The organism is Pseudomonas sp. B414 (assembly GCF_055408445.1).
In genome coordinates, this window is the sequence record NZ_JBUZTQ010000002.1 from 124,484 (window position 1) to 141,636 (window position 17,153).

Genomic DNA, 17,153 nt, shown 5'->3' on the forward strand with positions numbered 1-17,153 from the left:
GCGGCTTACAGACATGGACGGCACATGAACGAGACAAGTCTTCAACGCAAAACCCTGCTCCTGTTGCTGGCCCTGGTCACCATTGCCTTTATTTGGATCTTGCTGCCGTTTTACGGTGCGATTTTCTGGGCGGTAGCCCTCGGCATCCTGTTCGCCCCCTTGCAGCGCAAGCTGCTGCTCAAGCTCAAGGGGCGGCGCAACCTGGCGACATTTGCCACCCTGGGTGCCTGTACGGTAATTGCGATCATCCCGGTGATCATTACCACCACCTTGCTGGTGCAGGAGGTGGCAACGCTCTACAAGGACGTTGAAAGCGGCAAGATCAACGTCGGCAGCTACGTCATGCAGTTCAAGGATATTTTGCCGCCCACCGCCCAGGACTGGCTCGACCGCTTTGGCCTGGGCAATATCGACGGGCTAAGTGAAAAAATCTCCAAGGGCGCCCTCGAAGGCAGCCAGTTTTTTGCTACCCAGGTATTCAGCTTCGGCCAGAGCACCTTTGATCTGGTGGTGAGCTTTTTCATCATGCTGTACCTGCTGTATTTCTTTATCCGCGATGGCCAGCAAATGGTGCGCACCATTCGCAACGCGGTGCCACTGGCAGAACAGCAAAAACGCCTGTTGCAACTCAAGCTGCGCCGGGTGGTGCGGGCTTCGGTCAAGGGCAACCTGGCCGTGGCCATTACCCAGGGGGCGCTGGGCGGGGTGATTTTCTGGGTGCTGGGGATTCACAGCGCCTTGTTCTGGGCGGTGCTGATGATGTTCTTGTCACTGCTGCCAGCGGTAGGCGCCGGGATCGTCTGGGCGCCGGTCGCGGTGTACTTTGTGGTGACCGGTGCAATCTGGGAAGGGGTGGTGCTGGCGCTGTACGGGGTGTTTGTGATCGGTATGGTGGATAACGTGCTGCGCCCGATTCTGGTGGGCAAGGACACGAAAATGCCGGATTTCCTGATCCTGATCTCGACCCTGGGCGGCATGGCGATCTTCGGCCTTAATGGCTTTGTGATCGGGCCTTTGATCGCCGCCCTGTTCCTGTCCAGTTGGGGGCTGTTCAGCGGCACCCGGCGCAAGGTGCGGCTGCCGGCCGATATCCAGCCCGAGGATTAACGGAAACTGTAGGAAACCCCGACATAGGCCCCCATGCCTTCGCCGGGGGTGGAGCGCGCTGCATCTTTGCCTGCATCGTCATAACCTGGGGTTACCGTGGCGGCGTAATGCTGGTTGGTGAGATTGTGCAGGTCGAGCCAGGTTTGCCAGTCCTGCTTGGGTGAGTTGTAGCCCAGGGTTGCGCCAAACAGCATGTAGGACGAGGCGTAGTACGAGTTGGCGTAATCCACCGCCATGCGCGAGGCCACCTGGGTGTTTACCCCGGCATAAAAGCCTTGCGGATGGTCGTAGCGGACTTCGGCCTGATAGTAGTGCTGCGGGATGCCCGGCAGTTTGTTGTCACCAAAGCGGGCGTCATCGCGGTAACGGAAGTCGCTGAAGGTGTAGGCCTGGCGCAGGGAGACTTTGCCGATTGCATCTCGCTGCCATAGCAGGCTGTTCAGGCCGGCTTCGAAACCCTGGTGTACGGTTGGGCTGGCGTTTGACTCGCCGACGATAGGGCCCAGATTCTGTGTAGCGGCTTGCAGTTCAACGGTCAGCAGCTCATGGCGCACGGCCGAGTAATACCAGGCCAGATCCCATTGGCCAATCCATGAATCGCCACGGGTGCCGAGTTCCAGGGTGGTAGCGGTCTGATTGTTCAAGGCTATCGGCGCACTTTGACGACCGGTTGCCGCGCCGCTGCCGACCGGGAACACATAAGGCGAACTCCAGATCATCGACCAAGGGTGCGGTGGCTCAACCGAGCGGCTCAGGTTGCCGTACACCTGCAGGTTCGGGTTGAACTCGTAGCGCAGGCCCACACGGGGTGCGTAGTCCCAGTCATGCTGGCTGACCTTGCCACCGCTCTCGGGGTAACTCACATCGCTTTCGCGGCGGGTGTAGATCAACGCCATGCCGGTGGTCAGCCACAGGTCGGGGATCAGTTCCAGATCATTGCTGGCGTGCAGCACGGTATCCGAACCCTGGTAGCTGAAATCGCGCATCTTGGTGCCGGGTGCATAAGCGGCGGTGTTACCCCGTGGTATGCGTACGTATTCCGAAGCGCCACTGTTGGGCAAGTGCTTGGTATTGCGCAGCCCCACAGTGGTCTTGCTTTCCAGGCCGAACAGGGTGTCGCGGCGCTTGTAGTTCAATGTACCGCTGATATCGGTGTAAGCCACCTTGAGGCGGTTGGGGCCTTCGCGCAGGTCCATCGGGTAGTCGTGGTAGACCAGGCCCACTTCCAGCTGCGAATCGTCATCCAGGTACATGGTGGTTTTGTTGCCCAGCCAGGTACTGCCGGGCTGCGGGCGGCTGTAGTCGCCGCTGACATAGGCCGGGTTGGCTGCGCGAGGGTGATGCTTGATCTGTTCTTTGGTCACGCGCCCGGCCAGCTGGTTATCGGTTTCGCGATAGCGCAGGTAAAAGCGGGTTTCCAGTTGCGGGCTGAAGCGATAGCCAACGTTGGCGGCGATGCCCTTGCTGCTGCCGCGGGTGTGGTCTTGATAGCCATCGGTGTCAGAGTCGGTCAACGCCACGTAGTAGTCGAGGTCGCCCAGCACTTGCCCCGAACTGATCTGACGCTTTTGATAGCCGTAACTGCCTGCTTCATAACGCACTTGCAGCGGTGCAGCGTCGTAGCCGGTGTGAGTGACGTAGTTGATTGACCCGCCCAGGGCCAGCGAGCCGGTTTCAAAGCCGTTGGCGCCGCGCAGTACCTCGGCGCGGCTCAGCCACAAGGGTTCGAACAGTTCGTAGGGGGTGCCGCCGGGGCCGGTGAGCGGCAGACCGTCGAACATCACATACAGGCCGGAGCCGTGGGCGCTGGGCGCGCGGTTGATGCCCGAGCCGCGCACCGAGACCTTGGCCCCGTCATTGCCCGCCGTTTGTGCGTAGACCCCCGGCTGGTAAGCCAGAATATCGGCATTGCTGGCAGCGCGGCCGTTTTCGATGCGGGTCATATCGATCAGGTTGCTGGCGCCGGGGATTTCATTGAGCGCGCTCTGAGCCGCTTCCAGTTCGCTGCTTTCTTCGCTGCGTACCTGCACCTCACCCAGTTCCAGGGCACTGCCGTAGGCGGGGGTGGCACTGAGCAGTGCCAAGGGTAAAAGCGAGGAGAACACGGATCGCATTAACGGGGATTCCAGGACGATGGGCGGGCGGCGCGCCAGCCTATACAAGGCAAGAATGACTCGCAACCGCCTTGGCGTGTTATCCGCCCCGCAATTGCAGCACATAAAATTCGAACAGTTCGATATGCCCGGGGCGAGAGGCCAATGATGATTTGAGTGAGAGGCCGAGTGTGTCGGCCAAATACCCGACGTTGGGCAGCACCGGGGTATGACCGAATACAATCGCGGTGGCACCGGGTTTGAGATGCGTCAGCAAAAGCCGGAGCAATGCGTGGGCTTCGTCCCGGGTCAGGACTTCGGCATTGAGAAAACGCAGCAACAGCACATCGCAATCGGCGACCGCGTAGGGCGTTTCTTGCGCCGTGCGGTGGTAAAACTGCACATCCGGGTGACGTGCCCGTGCCTGCTCGATCATGCTCAGTGAACGGTCGGCGCCGATGCAGCAGGTGTGGGGCAGGGACCGGGCCAAAGACGCGATAAACGTCCCGGTTGAACAGGCAGGATCGAGCAGTACCGCACCGGGCCTGAGTGAGTGCTGTAGCAGAGCGGTGCAATAGTCGCGAAAGTGACGTTCATCGGCATCCAGGGTCTTGGCAAAGGATTCGGTGAATATCCAGTCCTGATCATGAATGACCAATTCCTGCCCTGTGCTGTCCAGTGCTGGATACGGGAAATACAACGTGCTTTCGGGGCGTTGCAGGGCTCTTTTGAAGATGATGCTTTTTTCGTGTTTCGCCGTGGTGATGAAATGCAGTGTGACGCCACTATCGCCATAGCGTACGTGGGTCAAGGGGCCCAGTAGCATGGCGGGCTGAATGATGCTCGACAGGTGCCACATGCGATCAGGGCTTTGGGTTGGCAGTTTGCGTCCGATCCATTGGACGCCGTCGACGGTCAGCACAAACAGGCTATTGAGACCGGGCCCCACCGGCTCGGTGAAACTGGCCGGTTGATCGGGGACTCGATAGTTCTGGTGCAATTGCCGGATAACGTACTTTTCACGGGCAAGCAGCGCATCAGGCATGATCGCCTCCGTTGCGCGCATCCAGCGCCTGGCCGCGGGCCTGCGGGATCACGACATTGCCGCTGCTGACGATATAAAAACGCTCAAGGCCAGGCACGACCACATTGGCCAATGTGGTGCCTGATCCGCTCTGGTACATCACGCTTACCCCCAGTTCTCTTTGGTGGTATCGAATATTGCGCGCAAGCAGCTGGATTTGATCAGTGAGCCGCTGCTCCGGGCCTGGGGGCGGCAAGCTCACGGTTTGCTGGCGTACACGGGCGAGCAACTGGTCAGTGTCCAGCAACAGGCAGCGTTGCAAGCGGGGAAAGCGCGCCAGATGACGCTTTTGCAGCTCAATGTGCTGCGCAACTTCTGGCAGCCGGGCGCTCAGCTTGAGCTGTACCAGCTCGGTCAGGGCACGTCGTACGGCATGTTCGGCACTCAGCGAGGTGCCGGAACCGAACAGGCCCACTGGGCGGGTTGCGGGTGAAGTAAACGCCAGATATGTCCTGGCGCAAAATTCGCTGCTGATATCCACCACCACCACGGTAGTACCCAACTCTGCCTCGGCATCCTGCCAAAGTTGTGCAAGCGGTTCGCCCTGCAATGGGCGCTTCAGCGTTAGCAGCGGCTGGTCATGCTGGTAGTAAAAGTGCCGGAGTAAAAACAGTGACAGCGCATCGCGCTCGAGGCATTCGTTGGTGGCGTGCAGTACTGCCTCGTTCCAGGTGGCGCCAATGGCAATGCCACTATTGCAGCAGTAACGCTTGAGGCTGGCATAGTCAAACGTATCCCCCGGAATCGGTGCCTGTGCATAGGCAGGCAGACTCAAGGCAATCGGGTAGCTAAAGCTCTGGTTGTCCAGAGGGCTGTGGTAACGCCGGCAGGCAATATGGGCCTGGCTGTCTTGCACAACAACATCCAGCAGGCTGTCGTCCTGCAAGTAGCCGCTACGGGTAAAATATCCCGTGGGCTGAAGCTCAAGCGGTGCGTCAAGGGCATGAAAGTCGGTGAGGTAATGTTCAAGGGCCTCGAAACAGGCACCGGTCAGAGCACTGTCCTTGTAACCCTTGCCCGAGCCGCCAGCATGGCGGCGGGTAACGGAACATGTGAGCATGACCCGTGTATTGACAATCCTCTGCCCCAGAGTTTGCACCTTGCTGACCAGGCCCAACCGGGACAGTTCCTGCTGGATGCGAGCGTAGGCCCAGGGCAGCGGGAGTTCACGCTCCTCAGGTGGAGTTAACAGGTTCATGGGTCCGTCCTGAAAAACGGGGAAGTGAGCCACTTCCCCGGTTTTTTACGCTGCGTTGAGCTCGGCAATTTCAGTCTCGGTGAGTTGCAGGCTTTCAGTGTGTGCCTCTTCGCTGTTTGTTTCTGATTCCAGCACTTGCGGGTCAACAATTTTATGTGCATTCAACGCCATGTAATAACCCATGGGGATAACCTCCATTAAAAAGTAAGTGTGCGAATTGGATCTACGGATTTAATGTAGGGAAATGCTTTGTAAACAGTCAATCCACGGAAGGTTTAGTCGTCGCAGGAGTGGGTAAGCATTTAGTTGGTTGGTTTGTTTAAAAAAAGGTTGTCGCGGCAGGTCACTGGGGGAGGCTCCAGGTTGTCGCGTGTTGGGCTGCAGCGCCGGTGCCCGGCGGGTCGGCGCTTAATGGCGCAGGGCCGGGCGAGCAGTGGATAGCTATGAGCTGTTTGTGTTGAGTTGGAAGGCAAGTAGTAAATTTATGTAGGATATTTCTAACTTTGTTCTGTTTCGTTTGTATTTAAATAATACAAGCTTCAGCTTTAAATAAGAGGCGGTGTAAGTTGAGAAACCGGTGCAGCTTGTGAAGCTGCAATTATCCACACGGGCAGAGTTGCTCCAAACTCACGTTTTTTCGGGATTTTTCGCACAGGTTTGGCAATTGCCGAGGTCGCTATGCGGGGCCTATAGTCGGTGCTCGCCGATAAGGCGTCCGGATTTGGCGATCCGGGAACTGCTTAAGGAAAATACGTAATTGCTATAAATATCGGAGCGTGTATTTTGCTCGCTGTGTTTTATGGCAGCTGTACGTGGGAGATCTTCGGGTCTGCCGGGTTTCCTTGAGCTTTAACCGGTTCGCCAACCCGCGTACAGCGGCCACCTGTTTTTGTTTGGCGACGAAAACAGATGGCTATAACCCTTAAAGCACAAGAGGTTTACTTATGACTGATTCAACGCTTATACCCCTTACCGCCATCGACTGCACCATCCCCGCTTTATTGATCGATCGTAACGCACCACTCGATGTTCTTCATGCCAACGCCGCCGCTCGCGTTCTGGCTGTAACCCAACTGATGGAAATGTTCTCCAGTCGCGAAGTGCAGCAGGCCGACTTTGTTGATCTCAAACATATGGCTACTGTTTCGGCGCAATTGCTGCGTGATGGGTGCGATTTGATGGATGTGCTGGGCTGGCGGTTGCAGCCTGCTTGATCTGGTCTGTTTAACAGATATGTGGTGTACCTATCCGGCATTTGTATCTAACTGAAACTATGGTTTCGCTTTTACAGCGAGGACCTTTTGGAAGAACCCAAAAGGTCCTCGCCCCATCGTACGGCCTCCCTGTTTAGCGTGAGTATGCACTGCGCAATCTCCTGTAGTCGCTGACGAGGAACGCAGCCTTCGTTCCTCGTCAGCGACTACAGGTTTTAGGCGCCCACAAAATTCTAACTTTGCAGGGATCATTGTGGGAGCGGGCTTGCCCGCGATGCAGGCGGCACGGTCTGCCAGGCAAACCGCGGTGATGCCATCGCAGGCAAGCCTGCTCCCACAGGTTTTGCGTTATTTACAGCTATCACATGATCCGTCGTGCAACAAAAAACCCCGCAAAGGCCAGGCCTTTACGGGGTTTGGGGTGTAACGCTTAACGCTTAGCCAGCAAGGCCCAGCGCTGCGTGTTGCACCAGTTCCAGCATTGGCTGCGGGTAGATACCGAGGAAGAACACCAGTACCGAAACCGCCAGCAGCATAACGCCGCCCGCTTTCTGTTCCCAGTTTAGCGGAGCATCGTGACGATGCAGTTTTGGCTCGACCAGGTACAGGGTCACCATCACACGCAGGTAGTAGAACACGCCAATGGCGCTACCCAGGATCAGCGAACCGAGCAGCCACCATTGGTGCGCTTCAACACCGGTGGCGATGATGTAGAACTTGCCGATAAAGCCGGCGGTCAGCGGGATGCCCGCCAGCGACAGCATCATCACGGTCATCACTGCCGTCAGGTACGGACGACGCCAGAACAGGCCGCGGTACTCGTACAGGGCGTCTGCGTCGCGGCCTTTGTATGGCGAGGACATCAGGGTGATTACACCGAATGCACCCAGGCTGGTCAGCACGTAGGTGATCAGGTACACGCCGATGGCTTCCATGGCCATGCCTTTGCTCGCCACCAGGGCGATCAGCAGGTAGCCGAAGTGGGCGATCGACGAGTAACCCAGCAGACGCTTGAGGTTGTTCTGGGTCAGGGCCAGCAAGTTACCGAACAGGATCGAGGCAATCGCGATCACGCTCAGTACGTCGCTCATCACGCCAGTCGTCGCTGACGGGGTGATCTGGAACAAACGCACCATCACCGCAAACACAGCCACTTTCGACGCGGTAGCCAGGAACGCGGCAACCGGAGCCGGAGCACCTTCGTACACGTCTGGGGTCCAGAGGTGGAAAGGCACCAAGGAGAGTTTGAACGCCAGACCCACCAGCATCATGCCCAGGCCCAGCTGGGCCAGCGGCGCAGGTACGCCAGTGGCTGCCAGGGCCTGACCGATACCGCTGAAGCTCAGGCTGCCGGCTTCGGCGTACAACAAGGCCATACCGAACAACAGGAACGCAGAACCGGCAGCCGACAGCACCATGTACTTGATGCCGGCTTCCAGGGAGCGCTTGTTGAAGAAGGCGTAGGCCACCAGGCCGTAAACCGGGACCGAAAGCAGTTCCAGACCGATAAACAAACCGGCCAGGTGCTGTGCGCTGACCAGCACGATACCGCCGGTGGCAGCCAGCAGCATCAGCAGGTACAGCTCTTCACGGTTGCCCGGGTAGCCCGTGCCGCCTTCACCCAGGTAGGCGTGAGCCAGGGTGACGCAGGCCAGGGTCGCGGCCAGGATCAGGCCGATATACAGATAGGCAAAGTTGTCCATCATCAACAGCGGGGTGACAGCCAGTGGAGCAACTTTCAACGCCGGGAAGATCGACAGCAAAGCCAGGTTAAGACCCGCCACCGAAAGCAGGAAGGTCTGTGAGTGGTTGCGGCGCCACGCGATTGCCAGCATCACCACAACAACGGTGAGGCTGGTAATCAGCAGTGGAGCAAGCGCGATAAAGTGTTGGATCGTGAATTCCATAGCGCTCTTACCGGGCCGAAGCGAGTTGAGTGAAGGCGGTGCCGAGCCATTGCTGCACGCCATGCATGGTGGCAGCCGAGGTATCGAGGAACGGTTGCGGGTACACGCCGATAAATACCAGCAGTACCGCCAGACCGAGCACCATGATCAGTTCACGTGCATCCATGCCGGCCAGTACAGCGTCGGACTTGGACGGGCCGAAATAGGCACGGTGAATCATGATCAGCGAGTAGACCGAACCAAACACCAGACCGGTTGTGGCAATGGCCGTGACCCAAGGGAAGCTGGCAAACGAGCCCATCAGGATCAGGAACTCGCCGACAAAGTTACCGGTGCCCGGCAAGCCCAGCGAGGCGGCGGCAAAGAACAGGCTGATGGCCGGCAGGTAAGCGATCTTCGACCACAAGCCACCCATTTCACGCATGTCACGGGTATGCAGACGTTCGTACAGCTGGCCGCTGAGGATAAACAGCGCCGCAGCCGAAACACCGTGCGCCAGCATCTGCATCACTGCGCCTTGCAGGGCCAGTTGGCTACCGGAGTAGATACCGATCAGGACGAAGCCCATATGGGAAACGCTGGAGAACGCGATCAGACGCTTGATATCGGTTTGGGCGAAGGCCAGGAACGCGCCATAGAAGATCCCGATCAGACCCAGAGTCATGGCGATCGGCGCAAACTCGGCCGACGCATTCGGGAACAGCGGCAGGGCGAAACGCAGCAGACCATAAGCCGCGGTCTTCAACAGGATACCGGCCAGGTCAACAGAACCTGCGGTCGGCGCCTGGGCGTGAGCATCCGGCAACCAGGAGTGGAACGGTACCACCGGCAGCTTCACGGCAAAGGCAATGAAGAAGCCCAGCATCAGGATGTACTCGGTGGTGAGCGACATCTTGGTTTTCAGCAACTCGGCGTAGCTGAAGGTAATCACACCGGTGCTGTTGAAGTTGACCAGCACCAGACCCAGGATCGCCACCAGCATGATCAGGCCGGAAGCCTGAGTGAAGATGAAGAACTTGGTCGCGGCGTAGATACGGGTTTTCTTGCCGTCGGACGAACTGTGACCCCAGAGCGCGATGAGGAAGTACATCGGCACCAGCATCATTTCCCAGAAGAAGAAGAACATGAACAGGTCGATGGCGAGGAACACGCCCACCACACCGCCCAGGATCCACATCAGGTTCAGGTGGAAGAAGCCCACGTGACGCTGAATCTCTTTCCAGGAACACAGTACCGAGAGCACACCGAGCAAACCGGTGAGCAGGATCATCAGCAGCGACAGGCCGTCCAGCGCCAGGTGCACGCTGATACCGAAGCGGGCGATCCAGGTGTGCTGGAACTCAAGGGCCCAGGTCGGATCGGCGCCCGGCGCCGGTGCAAATGAGTAGTTCCCCTGGGACCACAGCCAAAGGCCGAGGGCAAGCTCAAGGGACATGGTCAGCAATGCAATCCAGCGGGGCAGGGTGGAGCCGAAACGCTCACCCAGCCAGCACAGGAGGCCGCCGATAAAGGGGATCAGGATTAGCCAAGGCAGAATCATGACGGGCTCAATTCCTTTCGCAATGTCGAAGGTTCATATCAGACCGCTACCAGTACGATGGCGCCCATGACCAGTACAGCACCGGCGGCCATGGAAGCAGCGTACCAACGCAGTTGACCGGTTTCGCTGCGGCTCAGGGCGTTATGCCCGGCCTTGGCCATCTTCGGGATCAAACCAATGGTCTGGTCCAGAGGATCTTTGGCCAGCAGGCGGCAGATCAACAGGTACGGTTTGACGAACAGTTTGTCGTACAGCCAGTCGAAGCCCCAGGCAGCGAACCACCAGGCCGACAGGAAGCGCCCGATGCCGCTGTTGGCAACTGCGGTTACAAAGCGCCGCTTGCCCAGGTACAGCAGGGCAGCCAGCAGGATACCGGCCAGGGCGATGGCACCCGAGGCGATTTCCAGGCTGTGCTTGGCTTCACCGCCAGCATGGCCAACGCTTTGTGGCAGAACACCAGCCAGAGGCGGTGTAATCATGGCGCCGATAAAGGTCGACAGGATGATCAGTACGCTCAGTGGCAGCCAGTAGGTCACGCCGTGGCCTGCATGGGCTTCAGTCTTGGCTTCACCGTGGAAGGTGATGAAGATCAGGCGGAAGGTATACAGCGAGGTCATGAACGCACCGAGCAGGCCGGCATACAACAGTTCATTGTTACCGCTGGCGAAGGCTTCCCAAAGAATTTCGTCCTTGGAGTAGAAACCGGCCGTCAGCAATGGCAAGGCAGACAGCGCCGCGCCACCGACGATAAAGCTGGCGTAGGCCAATGGCAGTTTTTTCCACAGGCCGCCCATCTTGAAGATGTTCTGCTCGTGATGGCAGGCAACGATGACCGCACCGGAGGCAAGGAACAACAGCGCCTTGAAGAAGGCGTGGGTCATCAGGTGGAAGATCGCGCCGTCCCAGGCACCGACGCCCAATGCCAGGAACATGTAGCCGATCTGGCTCATGGTCGAGTAGGCAAGGATACGTTTGATGTCGGTTTGTACCAGTGCGGCAAAACCGGCCAGTACCAGGGTCACACCGCCGACAATGCCCACCAGGTGCAGCACGTCAGGTGCCAGGGTGAACAGGCCGTGGGTACGGGCAATCAGGTAGACACCGGCGGTTACCATGGTTGCGGCGTGGATCAGTGCCGAAACCGGCGTTGGGCCAGCCATCGCGTCCGCCAACCAGGTTTGCAGAGGCAGTTGCGCGGATTTACCGACAGCGCCGCCCAGCAGCATCAGGGTCGCCAGCACGATCCAGAAATCACCGGCCTGGAACTTCTGTGGCGCCAGAACCAGCAGTTCCTGAATGTTCAGGGTGCCCAGTTGCTGGAACAGGATAAACAGGCCGATGGCCAGGAAAACGTCACCGACGCGGGTCACGATAAAGGCTTTAAGTGCGGCGTTACCGTTGTTGCGGTTGCTGTAGTAGAAACCGATCAACAGGTACGAGCACAGGCCCACGCCTTCCCAGCCGAAGTACACGAACAGCAGGTTATCGGCCAGGATCAGGAACAGCATGCTGGCGATAAACAGGTTGGTGTAGGCAAAGAAACGCGAGTAGCCGTCCTCACCGCGCATGTACCACGAGGCAAACACGTGGATCAGGAAGCCCACACCAACGACGACGCCGAGCATGGTCACGGACAGGCCATCCAGATGCAGGGCGAAGTTGGGTTTGAAATCACCCACCGACATCCACTGCCACAGCACTTGGGTGAACTGACCGCCTTCAGGTGGCGCCACATTGAATTGCCAGATCACAAACGCGGCGACGATGGCCGAGAGGCCAATGGAGCCGACGCCGATCACGGCCGAGAGGTTTTCGCTGAAGCGTCCACGGGAGAACGACAGCAGCAAAAAGCCGATCAGGGGGAATACGAAAGTCAGAAAGAGAAGGTTCATCCGCGCATCTCACTGGCAGCATCGATATCAAGCGTATGGAAGCGGCGATACAGCTGCAGCAGGATCGCCAGGCCAATACTGGCCTCAGCGGCTGCCAGGGTGATCACCAGGATGAACATCACTTGCCCATCCGGTTGCGCCCAGCGTGCACCGGCAACGATGAAGGCCAGTGCAGCGGCGTTCATCATGATTTCCAGACTCATCAATACGAAGAGAATGTTGCGACGTACCATCAGGCCAACCAGACCGAGGCAGAACAGGATGCCCGCTACCGCGAGGCCATGTTCGAGAGGTATTCCTGGCATGTTATTGCTCCTTCGCCTCAGTACGGCCCAAGTGGAACGCCGTCACGGCTGCAGCAAGCAGCAGCATCGAGGCGAGTTCGACCACCAGCAGATACGGGCCGAACAGGCTGATGCCCACGGCTTTTGCATCAATGGTGGTTTGACCGATTGCCACACCGCTCTGGTGAGCGAACAGCACGTACAGCAGTTCGGCCATCAGCAGGGCGGACAGAATGCTCGGGCCGATCCAGATCCCCGGTTTGAGCCAGTGGCGTTCTTGCGTCACCGAGGCAGGGCCCTGGTTGAGCATCATCACCACGAACACAAACAGCACCATGATGGCACCGGCGTAGGCGATCACTTCGAGCACACCGGCAAAGGGTGCACCCAGGCTAAAGAACGTCATCGCCACGGCAATCAGCGAAATAATCAGGTAGAGCAGGGCGTGCACAGGGTTGGTGTTGGTGATCACGCGTAGCGTGGACACGACAGCGACACCCGATGCGAAATAGAAAGCGAATTCCATCGTTCTTCCTTAAGGCAGCAAGCTCTTCACGTTGATCGGCTCGGCTTCGTTCTGGGCAGCGCCTTTCGGCTTGCCTTCAACGGCCATACCAGCAACACGATAGAAGTTGTAATCAGGGTTCTTACCGGGACCGGAGATCAGCAGATCTTCTTTCTCGTACACCAGATCCTGACGTTTGAACTCGGCCATCTCGAAATCCGGGGTCAGCTGGATCGCGGTGGTCGGGCAGGCTTCCTCACACAGGCCGCAAAAAATGCAGCGTGAGAAGTTGATGCGGAAGAACTCCGGGTACCAGCGGCCATCTTCGGTTTCAGCTTTTTGCAGCGAGATGCAGCCTACCGGGCACGCTACGGCGCACAGGTTACAGGCTACACAACGCTCTTCGCCGTCCGGGTCGCGGGTCAGGACAATCCGGCCACGGTAGCGCGGTGGCAGGTAGACCGGTTCTTCCGGGTATTGCAGCGTGTCACGCTTGCGGAAGGCATGGCCGAACACCATCACCAGGCTGCGAAGCTGGGTGTAGGTGCCATGCACGATGTCAAACAGATACTTGAACATGGGTCTCTATCCTCACTGAACCGCGCCGGCAGGCGTGTTCAACAACACGACTGCGGCGGTCACCAGCAGATTGATCAGGGTCAGCGGCAGGCAGAACTTCCAGCTGAAGTCCATCACTTGGTCATACCGTGGGCGCGGAATGGAGGCGCGCAGCAGGATGAAGATCATGATGAAAAACGCGGTCTTCAGGGCGAACCAGATAAACGGAATCTGCGGCAGCAGACCGAACGGTCCGTGCCAGCCACCGAAGAACAAAGTCACCAGCAACGCCGAGATCAACACGATCCCGATGTATTCACCAACGAAGAACATGCCCCATTTCATGCCGGCGTATTCAATGTGGTAACCGTCGGCCAGTTCCTGCTCTGCTTCCGGCTGGTCGAAGGGGTGACGGTGAGTCACGGCCACACCAGCGATAAAGAAGGTCAGGAAACCGAAGATCTGCGGGATGATGAACCACAGGTTCTGCGCCTGGTATTCAACGATATCGCGCATGTTGAACGAGCCAACCTGGACCACGATGCCCATCAGCGCCAGGCCCATGAACACTTCGTAGGAAACGGTTTGCGCCGAGGCACGCAAGGCACCCAGCAGGGCGAACTTGTTGTTGCTCGACCAGCCTGCGAACAGCACCGCATAGACCGACAGACCGGCCATGGCGAAGAAGAACAGGATACCGACGTTCAGATCCGCCACGCCCCAGGTCGGGGTGATCGGGATAATCGCGAAAGCTATCAGCAGGGCGCTCATGGCCACAACCGGTGCCAGGGTGAAGATCGCCTTGTCGGCGAACGGTGGCGTCCAGTCTTCCTTGAAGAACATCTTGATCATGTCGGCGGCGATCTGAAACGCGCCGAACGGACCCACGCGGTTCGGACCGTAACGGTCCTGCCACAGGGCCAGCAGGCGACGTTCAACCCAGCTCAGCAACGCGCCGCAAACCACTACGGCGAGCAGGATTACCACGGCTTTGACCACCGAGATAATCACGTCGATCACTTCAGGCGTAAACCAGGTCATTGGGCTGCCTCCTGCAAACCGTCAACGGTAAGGCCAAAGATCGCAGGCGGGATACCGGCAAGCCCTGCAGGCAGTGCCACCAGACCAGCACCCAGCTCTTCATTGATACGCAGTGGCAGACGCAGGGTCACACCGGCAACGTTCAGGCTCAGCAGGGCGCCATCGTTGACACCCAGGCGATCGGCTTCGGACTTGGCCAGTGCGATATAAGCGGCCGGAATGCGTTCCTGAACCGGCGCGGCTTTCGAAGAGTTCTCTTCGCTGCCCAGCAGGTGGAAGAACGGTACTACTTGCCAGGTGCCACGTGCCGGGTTGAAAGCGCCCGGAATATTGGCGGACCAGTTCAGCGAATCGCCCTTGCTTTCGATCAGGCGAGTGCCCGGGTCACCAGCACGGATATGACCACCCACTTCGTCCTGGAACTTGTTCCACGCTTGCGGCGAGTTCCAGCCCGGCGACCAGGCAAATGGCACTTGCTGGCGCGGTTCGACGGAACCCGAGTAACCTTCCATGGAGAAGGCGAACGCGGTGTCCGGATCTTGTGGGGTACGCGGCTCGTGCACGCTGATATTGGCGCGCATCGCGGTACGGCCACTGTAACGCAGCGGTTCGCGGGCCAGTTTCATGCCCTTGATGCGGAACGCAGCAGACGGCGCGGCATCAACGATGCGGGCCAGTTCTGGTGTGCTTGCAGCCGTGGCTTGAGTAACGTGGTCGAGCAGGGTCCAGTCAACCGGCTTGTTCAGCAGGGTGCTGCGCAGGGCATGCAACCAGCGCCAGCCTTCGTGAACCAGGATGTTGGCGTCCAGGTACGTCGGGTCGAACACCTGGAAGAAGCGCTGGGCGCGGCCTTCCTGGCTGACCAGGGTGCCGTCGCCTTCAGCGAAGCTGGCAGCCGGCAGTACCAGGTCGGCACGGTCGGTGGTGGCCGTCTTCTGATGGTCGGCAACGATGACGACTTTGGCAGCGTCCAGGGCAGCATTGACCTTCACCGCGTCAACGCGGGTGAACAGATCGTTTTCCAGCACCACGATGGCGTCGGCGTTGCCGTCGATCACCGCTTGCAGGGCGGCGTCTACCGATTCGCCGCCGAGCATGGCCAGGCCGAGGCTGTTGGCTTCCGGCACGACCAGGCTGATGGAGCCGGCTTTTTCGCGCAGGTGCAGGGCCTTGGCAATATTGCCTGCTGCTTCGATCAGGGCCTTGGAGCCCAGGGAAGTACCGGCAATGATCAGTGGGCGCTTGGCGGCGAGCAGGGCGTCAGCGATGCGCTTGGCCAGCTCCAGTGCTTCAGCGTCCAGACCGGTCACGGCAGGTGCGCTGGCATCGATGGCGTGAGCCACGGCGAAACCGATACGAGCCAGATCATCCGGGGCTGCGTGTACGCATTCTTCTGCAACGTCGTCGAGCTTGGTTTCAGCCAGGCTGGCGATAAACAGCGGGTTCAGCGCGTGCTGGCCGATGTTTTTCACCGCAGCGTCGAGCCACGGTTGAACGCGCATGGCGTCGGCCATGTCTTCAGCCTTGCCCTTGACCGATTGACGCAGCGACAGCGCCATACGGGCGGCGGTCTGGGTCAGGTCTTCGCCGAGGACGAAAATGGCGTCGTGATCTTCGATCTCGCGCATGTTCGGCACGGGCAGCGGGCTGTCTTTCAGGACTTGCAGCACCAGACGGATGCGCTCCAGCTCACCGGCTTCGATGCCGGAGTAGAAGTGCTCGGCGCCGACCAGCTCGCGCAACGCGTAGTTGCTTTCGAGGCTGGCCCGTGGCGAACCGATACCGACGATATTGCGACCGCGCAGCAGGTCAGCGGCTTTGTCCAGTGCAGCGTCGAGGCTCAGTTTGGTGCCGTCGGCCAGCAGCGGCTGACGAGGGCGGTCGCTGCGGTTGACATAGCCATAGCCGAAACGGCCACGGTCACACAGGAAGTACTGGTTGACCGAACCGTTGAAGCGGTTTTCGATACGGCGCAGCTCGCCATAACGCTCGCCCGGGCTGATGTTGCAGCCGCTGGAGCAACCGTGGCAGATGCTTGGTGCAAACTGCATGTCCCACTTGCGGTTGTAGCGCTCGGAGTGGGTTTTGTCAGTGAACACGCCGGTCGGGCAGACTTCGGTGAGGTTGCCCGAAAACTCGCTTTCGAGCACGCCGTCTTCAACGCGACCGAAGTACACGTTGTCGTGGGCGCCGAATACACCGAGGTCAGTGCCACCGGCGTAGTCTTTATAGAAGCGTACGCAGCGATAGCAGGCGATGCAGCGGTTCATTTCGTGGGAAATGAACGGGCCCAGTTGCTGGTTCTGGTGGGTACGCTTGGTGAAGCGATAACGGCGCTCGTTGTGGCCGGTCATCACCGTCATGTCTTGCAGATGGCAGTGACCGCCTTCTTCGCACACAGGGCAGTCGTGCGGGTGGTTGGTCATCAGCCATTCAACAACGCTGGCGCGAAATACTTTCGCTTCTTCGTCGTCGATGGAGATCCAGCTACCGTCGGTGGCCGGGGTCATGCACGACATGACGATACGACCACGCTTGTCGTTCTCGTCGGTGTACTGCTTGACGGCGCATTGGCGGCAAGCGCCAACGCTGCCCAAGGCAGGGTGCCAGCAGAAATACGGGATATCGAGGCCCAGCGACAGACACGCCTGTAACAGGTTGTCTGCCCCATCGACTTCGAGATCTTTGCCGTCTACGTGGATAGTGGCCATGGTTCAAAGGTCTTCGTTG

General features: G+C 58.9%; 14 protein-coding genes. 2 read left to right on the plus strand and 12 right to left on the minus strand.

The features are described 5' to 3' along the window. Positions 1-24 precede the first annotated feature (24 nt). Positions 25-1,107, plus strand: a complete 1,083-nt coding sequence (locus ACZRMH_RS02795; RefSeq protein WP_464012053.1) for an AI-2E family transporter — start codon at positions 25-27, stop codon at positions 1,105-1,107. On the opposite strand, the gene ACZRMH_RS02800 is transcribed toward ACZRMH_RS02795, so the two are convergent. The 4 genes from ACZRMH_RS02800 to ACZRMH_RS02815 form a co-directional block, all read right to left on the minus strand. Then, positions 1,104-3,221: a TonB-dependent receptor family protein gene (locus ACZRMH_RS02800; RefSeq protein ID WP_464012054.1), complete on the minus strand. Its 2,118-nt coding sequence runs from the start codon at positions 3,219-3,221 to the stop codon at positions 1,104-1,106. The two genes, ACZRMH_RS02795 and ACZRMH_RS02800, sit on opposite strands and share 4 nt — an antisense overlap. A gap of 79 nt (positions 3,222-3,300) precedes the next feature. Then, entirely contained in the window at positions 3,301-4,245 is a 945-nt protein-coding gene (locus tag ACZRMH_RS02805; RefSeq protein ID WP_464012055.1) for a class I SAM-dependent methyltransferase, read from the minus strand. After that, positions 4,238-5,482, minus strand: coding sequence for a YcaO-like family protein (locus tag ACZRMH_RS02810; protein ID WP_464012056.1), 1,245 nt, complete (start codon positions 5,480-5,482; stop codon positions 4,238-4,240). Before ACZRMH_RS02810 ends, ACZRMH_RS02805 begins: the two co-directional genes overlap by 8 nt. A gap of 45 nt (positions 5,483-5,527) precedes the next feature. Then, positions 5,528-5,665, minus strand: coding sequence for a hypothetical protein (locus ACZRMH_RS02815; RefSeq protein ID WP_464012057.1), 138 nt, complete (start codon positions 5,663-5,665; stop codon positions 5,528-5,530). A gap of 761 nt (positions 5,666-6,426) precedes the next feature. Here ACZRMH_RS02815 and ACZRMH_RS02820 point away from each other — a divergent pair. After that, a complete protein-coding gene (locus tag ACZRMH_RS02820; protein WP_464012058.1) occupies positions 6,427-6,696 on the plus strand; it encodes a short-chain dehydrogenase in 270 nt (89 codons plus the stop codon). A gap of 437 nt (positions 6,697-7,133) precedes the next feature. Here the strand turns inward: ACZRMH_RS02820 and nuoN are convergent, their stop codons facing one another. The 8 genes from nuoN to nuoG are packed head-to-tail and all read right to left on the minus strand — an operon-like array spanning position 7,134 to position 17,134. Then, positions 7,134-8,603, minus strand: a complete 1,470-nt coding sequence (gene nuoN / locus ACZRMH_RS02825) for an NADH-quinone oxidoreductase subunit NuoN (protein ID WP_464012059.1) — start codon at positions 8,601-8,603, stop codon at positions 7,134-7,136. A gap of 7 nt (positions 8,604-8,610) precedes the next feature. After that, positions 8,611-10,143 (minus strand): NADH-quinone oxidoreductase subunit M, encoded by a 1,533-nt coding sequence (nuoM, locus tag ACZRMH_RS02830; RefSeq protein ID WP_464012060.1) that lies wholly within the window; start codon positions 10,141-10,143, stop codon positions 8,611-8,613. 38 nt (positions 10,144-10,181) lie between these two features. Beyond that, a complete protein-coding gene (nuoL, locus tag ACZRMH_RS02835; RefSeq protein ID WP_464012061.1) occupies positions 10,182-12,035 on the minus strand; it encodes an NADH-quinone oxidoreductase subunit L in 1,854 nt (617 codons plus the stop codon). Beyond that, positions 12,032-12,340, minus strand: coding sequence for an NADH-quinone oxidoreductase subunit NuoK (gene nuoK, locus ACZRMH_RS02840; protein ID WP_019412103.1), 309 nt, complete (start codon positions 12,338-12,340; stop codon positions 12,032-12,034). Before nuoK ends, nuoL begins: the two co-directional genes overlap by 4 nt. A gap of 1 nt (position 12,341) precedes the next feature. Further along, positions 12,342-12,845: an NADH-quinone oxidoreductase subunit J gene (nuoJ, locus tag ACZRMH_RS02845; protein ID WP_464012062.1), complete on the minus strand. Its 504-nt coding sequence runs from the start codon at positions 12,843-12,845 to the stop codon at positions 12,342-12,344. A gap of 9 nt (positions 12,846-12,854) precedes the next feature. Further along, the gene (gene nuoI / locus ACZRMH_RS02850; RefSeq protein ID WP_016780194.1) at positions 12,855-13,403 is read right to left on the minus strand and encodes an NADH-quinone oxidoreductase subunit NuoI; all 549 of its coding nucleotides are present in this window, start codon (positions 13,401-13,403) and stop codon (positions 12,855-12,857) included. Between the two features lie 12 nt (positions 13,404-13,415). Next, positions 13,416-14,423, minus strand: coding sequence for an NADH-quinone oxidoreductase subunit NuoH (gene nuoH / locus ACZRMH_RS02855; protein ID WP_016780195.1), 1,008 nt, complete (start codon positions 14,421-14,423; stop codon positions 13,416-13,418). Continuing rightward, positions 14,420-17,134, minus strand: a complete 2,715-nt coding sequence (gene nuoG, locus ACZRMH_RS02860; RefSeq protein ID WP_464012063.1) for an NADH-quinone oxidoreductase subunit NuoG — start codon at positions 17,132-17,134, stop codon at positions 14,420-14,422. The genes nuoH and nuoG overlap by 4 nt, the downstream gene beginning before the upstream one ends. Between the last annotated feature and the right edge of the window lie 19 nt (positions 17,135-17,153).

Bases quoted from the DNA above. Each gene is read 5' to 3' on its own strand.
- nuoK (WP_019412103.1), bottom strand. From the start codon at position 12,340: ATGCCAGGAATACCTCTCGAACATGGCCTCGCGGTAGCGGGCATCCTG.
- ACZRMH_RS02795 (WP_464012053.1), top strand. From the start codon at position 25: ATGAACGAGACAAGTCTTCAACGCAAAACCCTGCTCCTGTTGCTGGCC.
- nuoN (WP_464012059.1), bottom strand. From the start codon at position 8,603: ATGGAATTCACGATCCAACACTTTATCGCGCTTGCTCCACTGCTGATT.
- nuoJ (WP_464012062.1), bottom strand. From the start codon at position 12,845: ATGGAATTCGCTTTCTATTTCGCATCGGGTGTCGCTGTCGTGTCCACG.
- ACZRMH_RS02805 (WP_464012055.1), bottom strand. From the start codon at position 4,245: ATGCCTGATGCGCTGCTTGCCCGTGAAAAGTACGTTATCCGGCAATTG.
- ACZRMH_RS02815 (WP_464012057.1), bottom strand. From the start codon at position 5,665: ATGGGTTATTACATGGCGTTGAATGCACATAAAATTGTTGACCCGCAA.
- nuoH (WP_016780195.1), bottom strand. From the start codon at position 14,423: ATGACCTGGTTTACGCCTGAAGTGATCGACGTGATTATCTCGGTGGTC.
- nuoG (WP_464012063.1), bottom strand. From the start codon at position 17,134: ATGGCCACTATCCACGTAGACGGCAAAGATCTCGAAGTCGATGGGGCA.
- ACZRMH_RS02800 (WP_464012054.1), bottom strand. From the start codon at position 3,221: ATGCGATCCGTGTTCTCCTCGCTTTTACCCTTGGCACTGCTCAGTGCC.
- nuoI (WP_016780194.1), bottom strand. From the start codon at position 13,403: ATGTTCAAGTATCTGTTTGACATCGTGCATGGCACCTACACCCAGCTT.
- nuoL (WP_464012061.1), bottom strand. From the start codon at position 12,035: ATGAACCTTCTCTTTCTGACTTTCGTATTCCCCCTGATCGGCTTTTTG.
- ACZRMH_RS02810 (WP_464012056.1), bottom strand. From the start codon at position 5,482: ATGAACCTGTTAACTCCACCTGAGGAGCGTGAACTCCCGCTGCCCTGG.
- nuoM (WP_464012060.1), bottom strand. From the start codon at position 10,143: ATGATTCTGCCTTGGCTAATCCTGATCCCCTTTATCGGCGGCCTCCTG.
- ACZRMH_RS02820 (WP_464012058.1), top strand. From the start codon at position 6,427: ATGACTGATTCAACGCTTATACCCCTTACCGCCATCGACTGCACCATC.